This window comes from Lysinibacillus sp. LK3 (assembly GCF_001043675.1).
GTDB classification, from domain to species: domain Bacteria; phylum Bacillota; class Bacilli; order Bacillales_A; family Planococcaceae; genus Lysinibacillus; species Lysinibacillus capsici.
On sequence record NZ_LDUJ01000021.1, the window covers coordinates 24,105 to 43,579 of the forward strand.

19 protein-coding genes are annotated in these 19,475 nt (G+C 37.2%); all 19 read left to right on the forward strand.

Going from position 1 to position 19,475, the window contains the following annotated elements:
* Positions 1-71: 71 nt before the first annotated feature.
* The 19 genes from VK91_RS15100 to VK91_RS15190 all read left to right on the forward strand — a co-directional run bounded on the left by VK91_RS15100 (position 72) and on the right by VK91_RS15190 (position 19,225).
* Positions 72-764 (forward strand): stalk domain-containing protein, encoded by a 693-nt coding sequence (locus VK91_RS15100; RefSeq protein ID WP_048393950.1) that lies wholly within the window; start codon positions 72-74, stop codon positions 762-764.
* A 213-nt stretch (positions 765-977) separates the two neighbouring features.
* Positions 978-2,336: a TraB/GumN family protein gene (locus VK91_RS15105; RefSeq protein WP_048394295.1), complete on the forward strand. Its 1,359-nt coding sequence runs from the start codon at positions 978-980 to the stop codon at positions 2,334-2,336.
* Positions 2,337-2,519: 183 nt separating this feature from the next.
* Positions 2,520-3,473 carry a sugar kinase gene (locus VK91_RS15110; protein ID WP_048393952.1) on the forward strand — a complete coding sequence of 318 codons (954 nt, stop codon included), beginning with the start codon at positions 2,520-2,522 and terminating at the stop codon, positions 3,471-3,473.
* Positions 3,474-3,485: 12 nt separating this feature from the next.
* The gene (locus tag VK91_RS15115) at positions 3,486-4,106 is read left to right on the forward strand and encodes a bifunctional 2-keto-4-hydroxyglutarate aldolase/2-keto-3-deoxy-6-phosphogluconate aldolase (protein ID WP_048393953.1); all 621 of its coding nucleotides are present in this window, start codon (positions 3,486-3,488) and stop codon (positions 4,104-4,106) included.
* Positions 4,107-4,119: 13 nt separating this feature from the next.
* Positions 4,120-5,184: a mannonate dehydratase gene (gene uxuA, locus VK91_RS15120; protein ID WP_048393954.1), complete on the forward strand. Its 1,065-nt coding sequence runs from the start codon at positions 4,120-4,122 to the stop codon at positions 5,182-5,184.
* A 9-nt stretch (positions 5,185-5,193) separates the two neighbouring features.
* Complete coding sequence (locus VK91_RS15125) at positions 5,194-6,216, forward strand: zinc-binding alcohol dehydrogenase family protein (RefSeq protein ID WP_048393955.1); 1,023 nt, start codon at positions 5,194-5,196, stop codon at positions 6,214-6,216.
* Positions 6,209-7,042 (forward strand): SDR family oxidoreductase, encoded by an 834-nt coding sequence (locus VK91_RS15130; RefSeq protein ID WP_048393957.1) that lies wholly within the window; start codon positions 6,209-6,211, stop codon positions 7,040-7,042. The genes VK91_RS15125 and VK91_RS15130 overlap by 8 nt, the downstream gene beginning before the upstream one ends.
* A gap of 36 nt (positions 7,043-7,078) precedes the next feature.
* The gene (locus VK91_RS15135; RefSeq protein ID WP_048393958.1) at positions 7,079-8,344 is read left to right on the forward strand and encodes an MFS transporter; all 1,266 of its coding nucleotides are present in this window, start codon (positions 7,079-7,081) and stop codon (positions 8,342-8,344) included.
* A 21-nt stretch (positions 8,345-8,365) separates the two neighbouring features.
* Positions 8,366-9,865: a UxaA family hydrolase gene (locus VK91_RS15140; RefSeq protein ID WP_048393959.1), complete on the forward strand. Its 1,500-nt coding sequence runs from the start codon at positions 8,366-8,368 to the stop codon at positions 9,863-9,865.
* A gap of 12 nt (positions 9,866-9,877) precedes the next feature.
* Positions 9,878-11,143, forward strand: coding sequence for a hypothetical protein (locus VK91_RS15145; protein ID WP_048393960.1), 1,266 nt, complete (start codon positions 9,878-9,880; stop codon positions 11,141-11,143).
* On the forward strand, positions 11,131-12,138 hold the full coding sequence (locus VK91_RS15150; RefSeq protein ID WP_048393961.1) for a zinc-binding alcohol dehydrogenase family protein: 1,008 nt from the start codon (positions 11,131-11,133) through the stop codon (positions 12,136-12,138). Before VK91_RS15145 ends, VK91_RS15150 begins: the two co-directional genes overlap by 13 nt.
* Positions 12,139-12,153: 15 nt before the next feature.
* Complete coding sequence (gene allD / locus VK91_RS15155; RefSeq protein WP_048393962.1) at positions 12,154-13,152, forward strand: ureidoglycolate dehydrogenase; 999 nt, start codon at positions 12,154-12,156, stop codon at positions 13,150-13,152.
* A gap of 74 nt (positions 13,153-13,226) precedes the next feature.
* Positions 13,227-14,225, forward strand: coding sequence for a LacI family DNA-binding transcriptional regulator (locus tag VK91_RS15160; protein ID WP_048393963.1), 999 nt, complete (start codon positions 13,227-13,229; stop codon positions 14,223-14,225).
* Positions 14,226-14,367: 142 nt separating this feature from the next.
* Positions 14,368-15,579: an MFS transporter gene (locus VK91_RS15165; protein WP_048393964.1), complete on the forward strand. Its 1,212-nt coding sequence runs from the start codon at positions 14,368-14,370 to the stop codon at positions 15,577-15,579.
* A 153-nt stretch (positions 15,580-15,732) separates the two neighbouring features.
* Entirely contained in the window at positions 15,733-15,969 is a 237-nt protein-coding gene (locus VK91_RS15170) for a small acid-soluble spore protein Tlp (RefSeq protein ID WP_048393965.1), read from the forward strand.
* A 253-nt stretch (positions 15,970-16,222) separates the two neighbouring features.
* Entirely contained in the window at positions 16,223-16,756 is a 534-nt protein-coding gene (locus tag VK91_RS15175; RefSeq protein ID WP_048393966.1) for an RNA polymerase sigma factor, read from the forward strand.
* On the forward strand, positions 16,743-18,377 hold the full coding sequence (locus VK91_RS15180) for a DUF4179 domain-containing protein (RefSeq protein WP_048393968.1): 1,635 nt from the start codon (positions 16,743-16,745) through the stop codon (positions 18,375-18,377). Before VK91_RS15175 ends, VK91_RS15180 begins: the two co-directional genes overlap by 14 nt.
* 145 nt (positions 18,378-18,522) lie before the next feature.
* On the forward strand, positions 18,523-18,804 hold the full coding sequence (locus VK91_RS15185) for a transporter suffix domain-containing protein (RefSeq protein ID WP_048393970.1): 282 nt from the start codon (positions 18,523-18,525) through the stop codon (positions 18,802-18,804).
* The gene (locus tag VK91_RS15190; protein WP_048393972.1) at positions 18,794-19,225 is read left to right on the forward strand and encodes a MarR family winged helix-turn-helix transcriptional regulator; all 432 of its coding nucleotides are present in this window, start codon (positions 18,794-18,796) and stop codon (positions 19,223-19,225) included. The genes VK91_RS15185 and VK91_RS15190 overlap by 11 nt, the downstream gene beginning before the upstream one ends.
* The last annotated feature ends 250 nt before the right edge of the window (positions 19,226-19,475 follow it).

Genomic DNA, 19,475 nt, shown 5'->3' on the forward strand with positions numbered 1-19,475 from the left:
AAATCTTTAAAGGCTGTATGAAATTTCTGGTATAATTACATATATCTATGTTTATTTTAAGGAGTGATTTTATGAAAAAGCTATTTATAATAACTAGTTACTTAGGGTTTTTTATAGTAGGAGGTTTGACTTTTACCTACTTTTCAACAACGGAAGCAGCAAGTGACATGAAAAAGATTAGCGTGTTTCAGGATCCAATTAATTATTATGTAGATAAGGTTGAGAAAGTACCGCCAGAAGGTCAATCTGGATTTAATTATCAAGGCACGATATATGTCCCAATGCGATTTATTGCTGAATCTTTAGGTGAAAAAGTAACATGGGATGGGAAAACAAAATCCGTTTATATTGGTGATGTTCCAAAATTCATCGCTTTAAAAGATGTAAAACCTATTGGAAGTGATGAAGACCACTTCTTCCACAATCCAAGCTCTGTCATTATTAGTACAGGTGAAAAATTTGAGCGATCCTATCAGCTTGGTGGTTATCATGGGGGAGGTGCAGTTCAAGACCATACAGTGGAATACTTAGCCAATGGAAATTACAAGGGATTCGAAACCTATTTGGCACCAATTAAAAAATTAGCAGCTAATTCCTTCGGTATAGGTTTCTTGAAAATTTACGCAGATGGGAAATTAGTTTATGATAGTGGAGCAATCAAAGATAAGGTAAAGGTTCATGTTAATTTAGATGGAGTTTCAAAAGTGAAATTTGAACTTGAAGGCAGTGGTTTAGGTATATTAGATCCTAAATTTATTCAATAAACCTTCTCTACTAATAAACGAAAAAGACGATGACATAATAATTTGTCATCGTCTTATTAAATTTGACCTCTTCATAACTATTTCAAAATAGAGAAATGTCAATACATATTTGTAAATATTTACACTTTTACTTATAAAATAGTTGGATAGTATATGGTATAATTTCATACGATACTTATACATAAAATAGGAAAAGGGAGAGAAAAGAATTTGATGAAAAAGATGATGAAACGAACGAGTGCAGCGTTGCTTGGTGCCTCATTAATGCTGACGACAGTTGTCCCTGTGATTCATGCTGAAGAGCAAACAACACCCCTAGTACCGTCGATAAGCGAATGGGCAATAGAAACATTAAATGAGGGCGAAAAATACGGGATTTACTCAACTGAATGGTACTTCGATGGTTTTCTTCAGGAAATTCCAGTGGACAAAGTAAATGAACTACTAGCTTTAACAGAAAAGAAGGTTGCCTCTCTAGGCTTAGCTGAAAATAAACAATACAAACCAGTAAGTGTGAAAAACGATAATACACGTGGTGATATTGTCAATCGCTTGTATAATATTGTAGCACGGTATGATTTACCTGTTGGTACAGATGCTGTTCAATTTATGAAAGAGCAAAATATATTACAAGGCTCTCCCAATGGACTTCAGTTAGAGAAAAAGGCAACCACTCAACAGGCTGTTTTGCTAGCTGTTCGTTTCATTCAGAGTACATATGCACTTGCAGAGCAAGGCTCTAAAGGGGTGGCCTGGGTAGTAGAGGACGAGGATACGCTTATCTACTTATTAGGCTCTATTCATTTAGGAACACCAGACTTATATCCATTCGATAAAAAATTAGTAACGGCATTTGATGAATCTGATGCACTGCTAGTAGAGGCGAATATCTTGGATACGGAAGCACTTGAATACTATTCAGAGAAAGCAATGTATACAGATGGCTCAACATTGAAAGATGCTGTTGCACCAGAAACATATGCGAAGCTTGAACAAGTGGCAAAGCTTTATGATCTGCCAATGGACCAGCTAACAGTTCAAAAGCCGTGGATGCTTTCGAGTGCATTATCGATGCTAGCTATGGACGATTCCTTTGGTATGACACCTCAAGAGATGGCTATGCACGGTATCGATGTCTACTTTTTATTAAATGCACAGTTGCAGCAAAAGCCAGTGATTGAATTAGAAGGTACAAGAGCACAGGTTGATATGTTTGAAGGATTATCACCAGAGGCACAGGAGCAGTCATTAGTCGCTGTACTGGATAGTATCATTCATCCAGCGGAAGAAAATCAATCTGAAGTACTTCAAGAGTGGTTTACAAGCTGGAAGCAAGGAAATGTTGAAGAGTTTGCAAAAAGCTTCCAAGCAATGGAAGGTACATCATCTGAATTTAATGAAATGCTATTTGGTCTACGTGATGAAAAAATGGCCAAGAAAATCATGAATGTACTGGAAGAAAAAGAAGGTAAGTACTTTGTTGTTGTTGGTTCAGGTCACTTCCTAATCGATAAAAATATTCGCTATCATTTAGAGAAAAACGGCTACAAGGTAAAGCCATTTTATCAATAAAATAGATTGCCCTCGTAAAAGGATAGATTATTTTCTGTCTTTTACGAGGTTTTTTTATGCATGTAAGACAATAATGGTCATTTGACGCTAACAATCTAAATAATCGGATTATTGTTGCAACGTAAAAAAAATCGTGTTAGTATTAGTAAAACGTTTTACTAAAACGTTTTACTTGTGAAGGGGATGAACATATTGAGAAATAAACGAATTGCAACGATTGGGGATGCAATGGTCGTTTTTAATCCATCTAAGACAGGTCCTCTACGTTTCGTTCCTTCCTTTGAGCGAGCTGTGGGTGGTGCAGAATTAAATTTTGCGATAGGTGTTACGCGTTTAGATATGGAAGCAAAATGGATTAGTTGTATTGGAGACGATGAATTTGGCAAATTAATTTATAACTTTGCGCGTGGTGAAGGGATTGATGTATCACATGTCTTACGAACACCACATATTCCAACGTCTATCTACTTTAAGGAGATTCGGGAAGACGGTGCAGGTAAATCGTTTTACTACCGCAACCCATCACCTTTACTTGAGCTGACAGAAGATCGTATAGATGAGTCAGTACTGGATGATGTGGACCTATTACATATTAGCGGCGTGTATTTAGCAGTATGTGAACATAACATTGAAGTTGCATTGAAATTAATTGCTTTAGCACAGGCGAAAAATATTCCAATATCTTTTGATCCAAATTTACGTTTAAAACTATGGACTATAGAAGATGCCCGAGCGGTATACGAAAAAGTGTATCCATCTATCAATCTTCTGTTAACAGGACAGGATGAATTTGAGCTTTTATTTGAAGGGCGTACAATTAAAGACGTTCAAGAGAGTTATAAAATAGATGAAATTATTGTGAAAAAAGGTGAACAAGGCGCCACGGTTTATACAGCCACTGAACAGTATGATCGAGAAGCATTTTCCATTCGTGCCATTGATACAGTTGGAGCAGGGGATGCATTTGATGCTGCCTATGTCTATAGCTATTTAAATGGTGATGATATCGTAGAACGCCTCCGTTTAGCTAATGGTGCAGGTGCATTGGTAGCAACAATTAAAGGAGATAATGAAGGGCTTCCATCCCTGCAAGAATTAAGGCAATTTATTGGTGATGAAAAACTAATTGAGCGTTAGGAGTTGTCAGGAATGCAAAAAATCGAAATTTTGAAAGCGTTGTCAGATGCAAAAATTGTAGCTGTTATTCGTGGGGATTCACCTGAAGAAGCGACGGAAATTTCAAAAGGTGCTATCTCAGGTGGTATTCGAGCAATCGAAATAACGTATACAACGCCTTTTGTTGAAGAAACTTTTAAAGCATTACGCAATAGCGATGCAATAATTGGAGCTGGCACAGTTTTGGATGTTGAAACTGCACGCCATGCGATTTTAAACGGTGCCAAATTTGTTGTTAGTCCAAGCTATAACGCTGCAATTGCAAGGCTTTGCAATCGCTATAGCATTCCATATTTACCAGGCTGTATGACCATTACAGAAATGGTGACAGCACTTGAAGGTGGAAGTGACATTATTAAACTATTCCCGGGAAATCAATTTGAACCAAACTTTATTAAAGCCGTTAAAGGGCCTCTACCACATATCACAATTATGCCTACAGGTGGTGTTGGTTTGGCTAATATGAATGAATGGTTAGAAGCAGGCGCGGTTGCAGTTGGGATTGGAAGTGATTTAAATAAAGCATTTGTAAAAGATGGCTATGCAGGTGTAGTGGAACGTGCCAAAGCATATATCGAAAATCTATCAAACTAGGAGGTAATGACGTATGAATATGACATTTAGATGGTATGGTCGTGGCAATGATACAGTGAAATTAGAAGATGTGAAGCAAATACCAAATGTAAAAGGTATTGTTTGGGCACTCCATCACCTACCAGCAGGAGAGGTATGGACTAAAGAGGCTATTCAAGATGAAGTTGACTATATTCAATCGTTCGGATTCCATACAGATGTCGTGGAAAGTGTCAATGTCCATGAAGATATTAAATTAGGATTGTCAACACGTGATCAATATATAGAAAACTATAAACAATCTATTCGCAACCTTGGTGAAGTGGGTGTCAAAGTTATTTGCTATAACTTCATGCCCGTATTTGATTGGACACGTACAGATTTATTCCATCCATTAGAAGATGGCTCAACGGCTCTCTATTTTGATAAGGAAAAGGTCATGAACTTAGATCCACAAGAACTAGTGAATGAAGTAAGCGCTTCTTCAGATTTAACCCTTCCAGGATGGGAACCAGAACGATTAGCTCGACTCTCAGATTTATTTGAACAGTACAAAGAAGTAGATGAAGCCAAACTTTGGGACAACTTAGCTTACTTTTTACAAGCCATTTTACCAGTTGCGGAAGAGGTAGGTATTCAAATGGCAATTCATCCAGATGATCCACCATATACCATCTTTGGCTTACCCCGCATTATTACAGGAGCAGAAAGCTATGAAAAATTAATTAAAATCTCTGATTCCATGGCAAATGGCTTTACGTTCTGCTCAGGTTCAATGGGAGCAGACCCACAAAATGATATGGTAGCCATCGCTGAAAAATATGCATATCGTGCTCCGTTTGCTCATATCCGCAATGTCAAGATTATGGAAAATGGTAGTTTCTTTGAAACATCGCATTTTACATCGGATGGCTCAATCGATATTAAAAATATTGTCCGTGCATTAAATGACCAAAACTATGAAGGTTATGTACGTCCAGATCATGGTCGTCATATTTGGGGAGAACAATGTCGTCCAGGCTACGGCTTATATGATCGAGCACTTGGCATTATGTATTTAAATGGACTTTGGGATGCTTATGAAAATCTGAAGAAATAGGTGACATGTATGAAAGCACTACAAGTAATCAAACCTTTTGAAATGGCTTTAATTGACGTAGCAGAACCAGTAATAACAAAGTCAACAGATGTCCTTGTTCAAACAGAATATGTTGGTATTTGTGGCTCAGACATGCATATTTATCATGGTTCGAATCCATTAGCGACATTGCCTCGTGTACCTGGGCATGAAGTTGCTGGCCGAGTGTTAGAGGTTGGTCAAGACGTACAAGGTTTAAAAGCTGGTGACAAGGTTGTTGTCGAACCAATTCGTTATTGTGGTGAGTGCTATGCTTGCCGTAAAGGACAACCAAATGTCTGCGAACAACTTTCTGTTTTTGGTGTTCATGAAGATGGAGGCATGCGTGAGCGTTTTGTTGTAGCTGAAAAGCAATTGCATAAAGTAGCAGACCACACCTCTTTAGAAGAGGCAGTCTTAATTGAACCTTATACAATTGGCGCGCAGGCAGTATATCGTGGTGAATTACAGGCTGGTGAAACACTATTGATTCAAGGGGCCGGACCGATTGGCATTTGTATTTTAAAGATGGCTAAATTAATAGATGCACGCGTGATGATTTCTGATCTGGATCCAGCAAAGCTCTCATTTGCAAAAGAACTTGGTGCAGATGTAGTTGTTAATGTAAACGAGCAAGATTTATTAGAGGCTGTTAACCAATGGACAGATGGAGTAGGTGTCAATGTATCTATTGATGCAGTTTGTATTCCACTAACATTTAAGCAATCTATCGATGCTGTTTCAGTTGCTGGGAGAGTAGTAGTCCTTAGCTTTGGAGAGGAAGCCATTGAGCTTGCCCCACTACCAATTACGAAAAAGGAATTATCGATAAAAGGCTCACGTTTACAAACATTCCAATTTGAAAATGTAGTGAAGCTTGTTGATGCTGGAAAACTACAGCATCAAGGTTTAATTACACATACTTTCTCATTACACGAAGCAAAAGAAGCATTTGAATATATAGAAAAAAACCAAAATGAAGTACGTAAAGTTATTTTAAAAGTAGGTGAGTAAGGTGCATGAAGCATTGCAAAATAAAGTGGCTGTTGTAACGGGTGGTAGTGGTGTTCTTTGCTCAGAGATGGCAATGGAATTGGCTAGGCAAGGTATGCGAGTTGCTATTTTAAATCGTACAGCGCAAAAAGGAGAAGCAGTCGTCCGATCGATTACAGAAAATGGCGGAGAAGCAATTAATTTTTCTGTGGATGTTTTAAACAAAGAGTCGTTAATAGCAGCGAGACAAGCAATTTTACAGCAATATGGTCAAATTGATGTACTGATTAATGGAGCGGGCGGCAATCATCCAGATGCCATTACGGCTGATGAAGTATATAAAGAACAATCGACTACACCAAATTTCTTTGAATTAACACCAAGTGGTTTTGAAAGCGTATTCTCGAATAATTTTACAGGAACATTTTTGGCTGCCCAAGTTTTTGGTGAAGCATTGCTGAGAACGAAGGGCACAATTATTAATATTTCATCCATGAGCTCCTATGCCCCTATGACAAAAGTGCCTGCATATAGCGCGGCAAAGGCAGCGATTAATAACTTTACGCAATGGATGGCGGTGCATTTTGCAGAAGCAGGTTTACGTGTTAATGCCATTGCACCTGGATTTTTTATTACCGAACAAAACCGTAATTTATTGCTAACAGAAGATGGTTCATTAACTGCACGTTCAGAAAAAATCATTACAGCTACACCACAAAAGCGTTTTGGAAAACCACAAGATTTATTAGGAACTTTATTATTTTTAGCTGATGATACATACTCAGCATTTGTCACTGGCGTAACAATTCCTGTTGATGGTGGATTTATGGCTTATTCAGGCGTTTAACAAAGGGGATTTATTTCAAATTTAGGGGTGAATGATATGAAACAACAAGGTATTTTTGGAGACGGCAAAACGGTTGTAATTGTCATGCTATTTTTAGCGGGTGTCATTAACTATTTAGATCGTTCAGCACTATCAATTGCAGCACCATTTATTCAAGAAGATATTCATCTAACGTCAACCCAATTAGGGATTATCTTTAGTAGCTTCTCTGTTGGGTATGCCATTTTTAACTTCTTAGGTGGAATGGCTTCCGATAAATTTGGTGCCAAGTTAACGCTATTTGTAGCGATGATTGTATGGTCTTTATTTAGTGGAGCAATGGTTTTAGTCGTTGGGTTCGCATCGTTGATTATTGTTCGTATTGTATTTGGTATGGCGGAAGGGCCATTGTCATCAACCATAAATAAAATGGTGAATAACTGGTTTCCTGCGGATAAACGTGCCTCTGTAGTAGGGCTAGCCAATAGTGGTACGCCACTTGGTGGTGCAATCGCAGGTCCAATCGTTGGTTATATTGCATTAGCATATGGATGGAAATATTCATTTATTGCGATCATGATCCTTGGATTTATTTGGGCAATCGTATGGTTTAAAGTGGTGAAAGAAAAGCCAAACAAAGAAGACAGTGTAGAATCAATGGCAAACTTAGAGATTGCAGCAGAAGATATCAATCATAGTCGTGGTCTATCTTATTATTTAAAACAACCAACAGTATTATTTACTGCTTTTTCGTTCTTTGCCTATAACTATATCCTATTCTTTTTCTTAACTTGGTTCCCAAGCTATCTAGTAGAAGCTCGTGGAATGGCTGTAAAAGATATGAGTATTGTAACGGTTATTCCGTGGATTTTAGGATTCCTAGGTTTAGCATTGAGTGGAATTGTCTCAGATTTCATTTACAAACGCTTTATGCGTAAGGGAGTTTTATTCTCTCGTAAAGTCGTTCTAGTGACATGTTTATTCTTAGCAGCTGTATCGATTGGCTGTGCAGGTATTGTAACAACAACAGTTAGTGCTGTTGCGCTTGTTGCTACCTCTGTTTTCTTCTTATATTTAACAGGGGCTATTTACTGGGCAATCATTAATGATGTGGTGGAATCTAAGTATGTTGGATCTGTTGGCGGCTTTATGCACTTCCTTGCAAACACAGCTGGTATTATTGGGCCAACTTTAACAGGTTTCCTAGTAGACAGAACAGGAACATTCTCCGCAGCTTTCCTACTTGCAGGTGGCTTAGCGGTCATCGCTTCATTAGCAGTTATTAAATTTGTTACACCAATTGTTCATAAAGAATTAGCTTAAAAATAGAAAGGATGGATTCAAATGAACAATCAATCAATTATTAAAATTCATCCGATGGACAATGTTGCCATAGCCTTGAGTGATCTTCCTCAAGGCTTTTTACTTCCATTGGATGGAAAGGAAATAACGTTACAGCAACAAGTACTACGTGGGCATAAGATCGCCATCAAGACTCTTTCTAAAGATGCACACATCACGAAATATGGTTTTTCAATTGGTCATGCGACAGAAGAAATCCTAGCAGGTAGCTGGGTTCATTCCCATAACATGAAAACCAATTTATCGGGTGAATTAAGCTATGAATTTAATCCAAAAACACATCCCGTAGCCGAGTCTCGTCATGCACAGCGCACGTTCAAGGGGTATCGTAGAAAAGATGGTCAGGCTGGTGTACGAAATGAAATTTGGATTATTAATACGGTTGGATGTATTAACAAAGTAGCTGAAAACTTGGCGAAGTTAGGCAACCAATTATTGAAGGCTGACAATTTTGATGGTGTACAGCATTTCGCTCATCCATATGGTTGCTCACAACTTGGTGATGATTTAACGTATACACAAAAAATCTTAGCTAATTTAATTCATCACCCTAATGCAGGGGCAGTCATTGTATTAGGGCTAGGATGTGAGAACAATTATATTGAGCTCTTTAAGAAAACAATTGGTCATTATGATGAACAACGCGTTTCCTTTTTAAATGTTCAAGAATCAGCAGATGAAATGGAAGAGGGTCAACAACTGCTTGAAAAAGCCTTTGACTATGTGACGACATTTGACAGACAAACATTACCTATTTCAGAACTGAAAATTGGTTTGAAATGTGGTGGTAGTGATGGTTTCTCTGGCATTACCGCTAATCCGATGATTGGTGTATTTTCTGACCAGTTGATCTCAGCTGGAGGTGCAACGGTGTTAACGGAAGTTCCAGAGATGTTTGGTGCTGAACAGATTTTAATGGAACGTGCAAAAGATGCCTCTGTTTTTGAGGATATTGTGCATTTAGTAAATGACTTTAAACAGTATTTTATGAAATATAATCAACCTGTCTATGAAAATCCCTCTCCAGGAAATAAAGCGGGTGGAATAACAACATTGGAAGAAAAATCACTTGGCTGTATACAAAAAGGGGGCTTTCAAGAGGTAAAAGAAGTGCTTGATTATGGCGAACGTATGACAACAAAGGGGCTACATTTACTAATCGGTCCAGGAAATGATCTTGTTTCAACAACAGCACTGGCCTCAACAGGCTGCCAAATCGTCCTTTTCTCAACTGGTAGGGGAACACCCTTTGGAGGACCTACACCAACAGTCAAAATTTCAACAAACACACCACTTTATGAACGAAAAAAAAATTGGATTGACTTTAACGCAGGGCAGTTAGTGGATGGGAAGCCGATGGATGTATTAGTCGATGAATTTATGGATTATATAGTAGCGCTAGCTTCAGGTGAAGTGCAAACGAATAATGAGAAATATGGATTCAAAGAAATCGCCATTTTTAAAGATGGCGTGACGATGTAGGAGAGAAATGACATGAAACATCCTATTAAAATTATGCAAATAGGTGATGGGAATTTTATCAGAGGCTTTTTTGACCTAGCAGTTGAAAAACTACAAGTCCCTTGCAGTATTGTTTCTGTCGCAGCAACAGCAAGAGGAAAAACAGTTAAACTGCTAGAAGAACAACAGCTGCAATTCACTGTGATGGAACGTGGGCTAAAAAACGGTGAGGTCGTAGAAGAAGAAACCACTATTAAGATTATTCAAGATACTATTCATCCATATGAAAACTGGCCTACATTTTTACAATATGCACAGTCTGAGACATTAGAAATGATTGTGTCTAATACAACAGAGGCAGGGATTTATTATGAAAATATTCCTTATCCTACGGCTTGTCCCACAAGCTATGCAGCAAAGTTAACCGTCTTTCTAGAACAATATTACAAACATTTTCAAGGTGAAAAACAAGTGGCAATTGTGCCTTTGGAATTAATAGAACAGAATGGTTCTACATTAAAAACAATTTGTCTACAGCATGCTAAAGACTGGAAGTTGCCTACAGCATTTAATGATTGGCTTGCTACGTTAACTTTTTGTAATACACTTGTAGACCGTATTGTAACAGGTTATCCACAGGATTATCAGGGGGAGGATGCCCTTTACACAGTTTGTGAACCGTATTTCTTATTTATAATTGACCAAAAAGAGCCATTTAAACATTGGCCAACAAGTCATGATTTCCCTTTTGTCTTTGATGATTTAGACATGTATCGAAAACGTAAAGTTGCCATTTTAAATGGTAGTCATATTTTGCTTTCAGCATTCGGCAAGATTTTTAACTATACAACTGTAAGAGAGGCATTTTCACATGCAGGTGTTCGAGCCTTTATTGAAAAAGTAACAAACGATTTTACCCAACGCTTCCAAGTGGATGAGCACTATCAGCAAGATGTCTTTGAACGTTTTTTAAACCCATTTATTGAGCATCAGCTATATGATATTCAATTAAATGAGTTATCCAAGTGGCAAACACGTATTGCCCCTTACGCTGAAACAGAAATATACTATCAAGCTTTAGCAATAGGGATATATGCAATGAATCCAACACGCTTTTCCGTGCGTGAATCTGATCAAATTATTGAAAAACTGACTGAAATCCATAACTATTTTGAACAAGGTCAGTCAGAGCCAATGCAACAATTTATCGAACAATATTTCCAGTGTGATGCAGCAAAGGTTATTCAGCAATTATCTACAATTACTAGTTTATTGGAGGCAATAGCATGCGACAATTAATCATTAATGAACCGTTTCAAATGGTGGAACGTGAAGTAGACAAGCCTAGTATTGAAGGAAGTCATGATGTTTTATTAAAAATCACGCATATTGGTGTATGTGGAACAGACACACATGCTTTTGCAGGTGAACAACCATTCTTTAGTTATCCACGAGTGTTAGGCCACGAACTAGCTGCTATCGTGGAAGAAGTCGGTGAAGCAGTTAAGGACATCCAAGTAGGAGATCGTGCAACAGTTATTCCATACATCCATTGTGGAGAGTGTGTTGCATGTCGTCGAGGTCAAACAAACTGCTGTAAATCTTTGAAAGTATTAGGTGTACATATGGATGGTGGTATGGGTGAATATATCGTAGTTGATGAAAGTATTGTAATTACTGATAATGCTGTGTCAGGTGACCAATTAGCCATTGTGGAGCCATTAGCTATTGGTGCCCATGCAGTACGTCGTTCGGAACTAACAGAAAATGATACGGTACTTGTTATCGGTGCAGGGCCAATTGGATTAGGAGCAGCACGTTTTGCTAAGTTACGCGGTGCAAAAACAGTATTAATGGATTTGAACGAAGAACGTTTAAAAGAAGGACAGGCATGGTCGGAAGCGGATGGTGTGATTGTTGGTAGCCATGACATAATGGCGCAGTTACATGAAAAATTTAATGGTGAACTTCCTACAGTTGTCTTTGATGCAACAGGCAATCAACAATCAATGGAATCCTCATTTCAATACGTAGAAAATAGTGGCACATTAGTGTTTATTGGTTTAATGAAGAAAACCATTACATTTAATGATCCTGAATTTCATTCAAAGGAATTAACATTGAAGAGCAGCCGTAATGCTACGTTAGAAGATTTTGAGACGGTTATGAACTACATGCAGTCAGGAGCTATAAAGAAAGGCTATGTTACGAAGCATATTGCATTCGATGAAGCTATTTCTTACTTTGAGGCAAAACAATACAACACAAATAAAGCACAAATCTATTTTAAATAATGGGGAGGATTTTCAATGAATATTTCTGTACCAGCATTAAAAAAAATAGTAGTTCAAAAATTCACAACTGAAGGTGTTGAAGCTGAAACAGCAGCGCAAGTAGCAGATGTTTTGATTTATGCCGATTTACGTGGTGTCAGTTCTCACGGTGTTATGCGCGTGGAGCATTATATAACACGTTTACAGGCAGGTGGAATAACGAAAAACCCTCATTTTTCAGTAGAAAAAAGAGGCACAAATCACCTTCTTTTTAAGGGGGATAATGGCTTTGGGCATGTCATTTGTAAGGAAGCTATGGATGAAACCATTAAAGTGGCTAAGGAACATGGCTCATGTACAACGATTATTCAAGAGAGTAGCCATTGTGGGGCACTCGGCTATTTTCTTGAACAAGCCACGAGTGAAAATTTAATTGCTATTATGTGCTCTCAAACGGACTCCGCAGTTGTTCCTTTTGGCGGAAAAGAGCCTTACTTTGGTACGAATCCAATTGCTTATGGTTTTCCAACCAACGATAAACCGATTATTTTGGACATGGCAACAAGCAATGTAGCGCTAGGGAAAATTCTATATGCACGTGAAAAAGGGGAGACAATTCCAAATACATGGGGAGTTGATGCACAAGGAGCACCAACTACAGACCCACACCAAGTAAAATCTTTAACACCGTTTGCAGGGCCAAAAGGATATGGTATGGCACTTGTAGTAGATGTTCTTTCTGGAATTTTAGCAAGTGCAGCTTTTGGTCCTCACATTTCAAAAATGTATGGTGATTACGAACAGAAACGTAATCTAGGACAATATTTATATGTATTAGATCCAAATATTTTTGGAGATGTAAATCAATTCAAAGCAAATATCTCGAAAATGATAAATGAATTACATGATGTGCCAACAGCACCAAATTTTGATCAGGTACTAGTGCCTGGTGAAATTGAACAGATACGTAGTTTGGAAACAATGGATAAGGGCATTGACTTACCTGAACAAGTATATAACTATTTGACTAGTTAATTTAACCAGTAAAGTATGCTATGCTACATAATACCAAGGAGAGTTTTCATATTATAGGTAGGAGATTGATTTTAGTGAAAAAAACAACAATTGCCGATGTTGCACAATATGCAAATGTTTCGAATAGTACAGTATCGCAATATTTGAATAAGCGATATGAATATATGAGTACGGAGACTCGTAAGAAAATTGAAGAGGCTATTGAAGCATTGCAATATCGTCCAAATTTAATGGCTCGTAGCTTAAAACAGAAATCTACCTTTACAATTGGTATTATTGTGGCGAATATTATCCATGACTTTTCAACAAAAATAATAAATGCATTGGAAGCAGAGTTCGATAAAGAAGGCTTTCATATGATTGTGTGTAACTCAGCGGATAACCCTAAAAAAGAGAAAAAACATATCGAAACTTTACTAGAAAAACAGGTGGATGGCTTAATCGTTTTTCCAACAGGAGAAAACAAAAATCTCTACATAAGGCTTCATCAACAAGCAATGCCAATCGTTTTTATTGACCGTTTTATTGAGGGAGTAGATATTCCTGCTGTATTGCTTGATAATTTTTCTGCCATGGATACGGCAGTGGAGACATTTCGAAAGCAACCAATAGCCATTATCACTACTTCTTTAGCCTTACCGATTACTCCTCGTGTCGAACGTTTAGAAGGATTTCGTCAAGCGCTCAGAAATAGGAATCTGTTGATCGATGAGCGCTATATAAAAAATGGTGAGCCAGCTCAGATGACAGAGATTTTTAATCAATTATTTACGTTGGAGCAACCACCAAGAGGAATCATTGCGGCAAATGATCGTATTTTCCAAGAATTAATGCTTTATATTAAAAAAAGAAACTTACATGTGCCTAATGATGTACAAGTAATTGCTGTGGATGATGTACCATATGCCAATTTTTTAACACCTTCCATTACAACATTGCAACAGCCCATTTTACCAATGGCACAGAAAGCGGCATCATTGCTCTTAGCAAAAATTAAAAAAGAACATCTAGCTGATGACCAAAAACTATATCGCTTCAAACCGATATTAATCGATCGAGATTCAACTAACTAAAAAGGCAACCCAAAGCTATGAACTTAGCTAAGGGTTGCTATTTTTAGTTGCACAGCTATTCATCGATAGATATGATTATCTAAAGGAATACTTTTATGTCAAAAAAGACCAATCATTCATTTTGGTGATAGAAAGGGGACTTATGAGCATTGCTAGGAAGTATTGGCTCATTCTATTTGGCTTTGGTTTCTCGTATTTAGGAAATTGGGTGAATCTAGTTGCGCTCAATTTATTAGTTTGGCATTTAACAGAATCGCCTACTGCTATGGCGAGTATATTTATTGTAGGACCGATTGCTCGAATTTTAACAAGCTTTTTTGCAGGCTCCATCATTGATCGATCGAATAAACAAAAATTAATGATCTATAGTGATATTATTCGTGGCATATTGATTTTATTGTTACCTTTTACGTCCTCTATTTGGCTCATCTATTGTGTTTTATTTTTATCTAATATAGCAAGTAGCTTTTTTGGGCCAAGTAGTACCTATTATATTTCGAAATATATACCAGATGAAGATAAACAATCCTTTAATGCAATATTAGGAATGTTTAGCTCAGGCTCATTTTTAATTGGGCCAGCATTGGCTGGGTTTATCATTGCCATTTCCAATATTTCTATAGCGTTTTGGTTTAATGCTTTGACGTTCTTTATCTGTGCACTCTCCATTTTTAAGCTTCACGCAGTAGAAGATCATCAGGACATGCACCGAAAACCCATTACTTGGAGGATGCTAAAAGAGGATTATGGTATTGTCTACGCCTATATAAAAAAAGAGCAAGTCTTTGCCAAAGTATTTCTTTATTTTCAAGGTGCATTGATGATTGCCTTTGCATTAGATTCACAGGAAGCTACATTTATTAAACAAAACCTTCAAGCTTCAGATAGTCTATATGGTGTCATCGTTAGTATCGCTGGAATTGGAGCTATTATTGGTGGAGCAATGGCTGCTCGCTATGCTAAAAGATTTTCAACAAGACAATATATTGTCTATGGTCTGCTTTTGACCACACTTTGCTATACATTGTTTTACTCTTCACCGAATGTGGCAATGGCGATTATTAGCTTTATAGCATTAGGAGTATGTATGTCATTTTGTAATGCGGGCTACAGCACCTTTTATCAAATAAGTGTACCGACATCAATTATGGGCCGTTTTGGTAGTGTTTCAACGATGGTCATTAATGTGCTACAGATTGTCTTTACGTTAGCCTTAGGGTTGCTATCGGAATGGCTCTCCCTACAAATGGTCTGCATTGTCTTTGGAATTGTAGCTATTTTCCTCTCCCTAGTTTTATATGTATTTATGCATTCAAAATCTGCCTATGAAGGTTTGAAGGAAGATGTTGTCTAAAAATCCTGTCAGGTGGAAACTTAATTGCTTTTAATGAAGGTAGAATTATTGGATAGATAGCGTTTAAAGGATGTTATTTTAGTAAAAGTTAGCACTCATATAATGATAAAATCATTCCAAAATAACCTTATGACATAATTTGAGGAGGTTAACATGGCTAATTCAAGACATCGAAAACCAGATGATCGCTCCAATAATGTTGAACGCATTCGTGATATTGTTAAAAATACTGAAGAGAAAGTGCAGGATGCAGAAATTAGTATGGAATTTGCAGATCCTCTAGAAAGTAACAGGCTAAAGGAAAAAAATAAGCGACGTAAACAGTCAATTGAAGCTTTAAAAGATGAAATGAAAGATGAAATGACAGCACGAAAAAAAGGTGAAGTTTAAAATTAGTTTCTAGAAGAATCAAATGTGATTCATAATATTGCCTTCGCTCACCATTTCCCAATAGCCAAAAACAGATGGATTAGATGTTCCATAACGGACCTCTATTGCCATCTGTTTTTTTTTGCACATTAACTGAATCTTTTTACATAAACACTAAATTAAAAAAGTACGTATATGAATTTCTTAAAAAAATGAACCTTTTCAAGTAGTCATTTGTTTATAACGTAGAACCATCAGAAAGGAGTGCCTTGGATTGACAGAACGAGAATTATTCGATTCATACAACAAAGATGTTTACCGTACCTGTTATTACATGCTACGGAATGCCCAAGATGCGGAAGATCTCTGCCATGATGTATTTGTCACCGTCTTTCGTCAGGATTGGAGAAGTGTAGAGCATACACGTGCTTGGATTTTACGGATTGCGATGAATCAATGTTTAAATTTGCTTAAAAGAAAGCAGGCTCAGTTAAAAAAAGTGAGTCAAGTACAGTTGTTACAGGAGCAAACTACGGCATCAGTTAAATCTGTAGACACCATTGTACTGGAGAAGGCAGCTGAGGAGGAGTGGGAGGCACTACTCAGACAGCTACCAGAAAAGTTAATGGCTGTTGTCACCCTCCGCTACATTGGTGAGCTATCATTAGTGGAAATTGCGGAAACCCTAAAGATTCCAGTGGGAACGGTGAAATCGAGACTCCATAAGGCATTGAAAATCATGCGCAAAAAACTAGAACAAAAACAAAATTTATGGTTGAAGGGAGAGAATCAATTTGGAACGCATTGAAAAGAAATTGAAAAAAGAGATGAACGCAGACCATAACATGAAGTATCCTGACTTTGAACAAATGTGGAATGGTATCCAGCAGGATGAACTAAAAATGGTAAATGAACCGATCGAACTTCTACCCCGAAAAAGGAAGAGATTTGTTTTGGTCGCAGGATTAGCTGTTGCTCTAATGGCTACACCTGTCTATGCAGCACTGAACTATGATTGGTCAACTATTCTATCTTATAGAGCTGGTATTCAGTCGGCATTAGACCAGGGCTTAGGGCAGACGATTGAGAAATCCGTTACGAAGGATGGGTTTACGTTGACCGTACATACGGCGTTTATCGATGATAACAGAACCTTTCTTTTGTATAGTTTGAAACCTGATGCCTCTTGGGATGGAGAGGATATAGGTTTTGAACATACCGGGCTTAAAGATTCAAAGGGTAACTTTATCGAAGGGAATTATACACATTCTTGGAATGAGGAGCTTGGTACCTTTCAGGGTTATTTTGAAACGGATTGGGTTGCTGAAGGACAGAAGACAGATGTGGAGCTTATGATGGAGAATATTCAATTCATCAGCGATAAAAAATATTCTATCGACTATAATCCAAATGACTTAACTACGCAAGTGTTCCCTATTCAAAAGGACGGAGTTGACACAGTGTCTATTCAATCTTTTGCACAAGATGAGGGTAAAATATTGCTTAAAACGGCAGTTACACTTACAGATTTAAAAGTCCGAAATACAGGGATATTCATTGAGGCGATTAATAATAAGAATCATTCAATTGAAACAGGGAAAAAATCTTTCATGGGAAGACAGGGAGCAAAAGGAGAATACTTTAGTCAGCAACTATTCGAGTCTGAAGCCTTACAAGAAGAGGAAACTAAATTCCAAATTTCTTATAACCGTATACTAGAAACAAAAGAAAGCACTTGGAATATGCAACTAAATCTCTCTAAAACACAACTGGAAAATACGTCATTTAAGCAAGTATTAGATATTCCAATCGACAATGTGCCTGGTGGCACTAAAATTCATGAAATGACGGTTACACCGACCCAAGTTCGATTAATTCTTACTCAAGAAAAATACGAAACTTTCCCTTATAAGGATTATCAACTGGATGTAGGTGGAACATTATTGACTGGATATATTTCGGGTAAAGTTGGAAATCCTAATGAAACAGAGCTGCGCTTTGAAATAGCTGGACTAAATGCAGCTTCTTTGGAAAATCAACCTTTAACTTTCGTTGCTAAGAACCGTGTTGAAGGTTTATACGGAGACGATAATTCAATCCAATTAACGAACATATCAGCAAAGCATCAAAGTGTAACATCTAATATAGCAGGGTACCCAATTTCATGGACGTATTATATGAAGGACAATAACCTTTATGTGGAATCATTAAGCCCTGATCCAGGGTTTGCTGGAGTCAATCAAACCTATTATTTAGAGGGTAAAGAAAAAATCTATGGGACGCCTGAATTTATGGGCATTCTTGAAAATAATAAAAGAATGGATGTTTATGAGAATTTTGACAAGAAGGAGCTAGAAATTCTCATTTATAAATATTTAACTAACAAGCCAAATGATGAGCTACGTATACCCCTTACATTTGGAAAATAACTAAATTAGTAATCCCATCTATTTGACTTTCGCTATTCAAATAGATGGGGCTTTTTGTTATAAAGATTAAAAAGCTTTACATAAAAAGAAATGTATCATATAGTTTAGTTAACTTAAATAAATTAATTATTACAGGAGAAGATACATGACCTCTAACGAAAAAACACAAAAATCTTTTGCTTATAAGCTTGGATTAGGCATTATTATCTTTTCACTTTCTTTATGGTTAATCCCAATTATTACACCTTTCACACCGATACCTACAAAAGTAAAGGCAGGGATTATACCAGGAAGTATTATTATGGCTGAAATCTTATTTTGGCTCGGTGCTTTACTTGTTGGAAAAGAAGTAGCCAACAAATTTAAAAGCTATCTAAATCCTAAAAAATGGCGAGAAAAAGGTGACACTCAAAAAAATGAAGAATAACCAGGTAGCGGAGCAAATAAATCAAACCATTGAAGATATTTGGATCATGCTTGAGAAAATGGAAAGGGCTTATACTAATTTCTCCTTAAATAATCAGCAATATGTTCTTTTAACATTAGTGATGCGTCATCCATCCTGCTCGCCTTCAGAACTAGCAGATAAAATGGCTATTACAAAAAGTGCAGTGAGTCAGCAATTAACCAAGCTTGAACAGGATGGCTATATAATGAAAAGGCAGCATGAGGAGGATAAGCGTGCCTTTTCTGTCGAATTAGGTGAGAAGGGTCTATTATATAAACAGGAAGTCGAAGCCTTTAATCAACAGATTACAGAAAAGTACCATGCTCACTTAACAACTGAAGAGTTAGCTGAAATGTTAGCTACTCTAGAAAAAATGAAAAAAATACTGTGTGAATTTTAGAAAAAATTTGACATTCTATTGGGTGTGTCTTATAGTAACCCTTAATATAAAAGGGGGAATAAACATGGTCATTACTCTTGTCCAATCATTCACAACAAAACATCATCATCATCACTAGTCTTGCTATCTTTATTAACTTATTAATATTGAATAGGAAGACTATTTCTCATGTAATCGTATAAATAAAGCTGATTTGAAGCTTTATCGCTATACGGTTTTTTTATTGCTCAAAAAATGAGGAGGAGATTAT

Bases quoted from the DNA above. Each gene is read 5' to 3' on its own strand.
- VK91_RS15135 (WP_048393958.1), top strand. From the start codon at position 7,079: ATGAAACAACAAGGTATTTTTGGAGACGGCAAAACGGTTGTAATTGTC.
- VK91_RS15165 (WP_048393964.1), top strand. From the start codon at position 14,368: ATGAGCATTGCTAGGAAGTATTGGCTCATTCTATTTGGCTTTGGTTTC.
- uxuA (WP_048393954.1), top strand. From the start codon at position 4,120: ATGAATATGACATTTAGATGGTATGGTCGTGGCAATGATACAGTGAAA.
- VK91_RS15185 (WP_048393970.1), top strand. From the start codon at position 18,523: ATGACCTCTAACGAAAAAACACAAAAATCTTTTGCTTATAAGCTTGGA.
- VK91_RS15140 (WP_048393959.1), top strand. From the start codon at position 8,366: ATGAACAATCAATCAATTATTAAAATTCATCCGATGGACAATGTTGCC.
- VK91_RS15100 (WP_048393950.1), top strand. From the start codon at position 72: ATGAAAAAGCTATTTATAATAACTAGTTACTTAGGGTTTTTTATAGTA.
- VK91_RS15150 (WP_048393961.1), top strand. From the start codon at position 11,131: ATGCGACAATTAATCATTAATGAACCGTTTCAAATGGTGGAACGTGAA.
- VK91_RS15105 (WP_048394295.1), top strand. From the start codon at position 978: ATGAAAAAGATGATGAAACGAACGAGTGCAGCGTTGCTTGGTGCCTCA.
- allD (WP_048393962.1), top strand. From the start codon at position 12,154: ATGAATATTTCTGTACCAGCATTAAAAAAAATAGTAGTTCAAAAATTC.
- VK91_RS15115 (WP_048393953.1), top strand. From the start codon at position 3,486: ATGCAAAAAATCGAAATTTTGAAAGCGTTGTCAGATGCAAAAATTGTA.
- VK91_RS15190 (WP_048393972.1), top strand. From the start codon at position 18,794: ATGAAGAATAACCAGGTAGCGGAGCAAATAAATCAAACCATTGAAGAT.
- VK91_RS15110 (WP_048393952.1), top strand. From the start codon at position 2,520: ATGAACATATTGAGAAATAAACGAATTGCAACGATTGGGGATGCAATG.
- VK91_RS15145 (WP_048393960.1), top strand. From the start codon at position 9,878: ATGAAACATCCTATTAAAATTATGCAAATAGGTGATGGGAATTTTATC.
- VK91_RS15170 (WP_048393965.1), top strand. From the start codon at position 15,733: ATGGCTAATTCAAGACATCGAAAACCAGATGATCGCTCCAATAATGTT.
- VK91_RS15125 (WP_048393955.1), top strand. From the start codon at position 5,194: ATGAAAGCACTACAAGTAATCAAACCTTTTGAAATGGCTTTAATTGAC.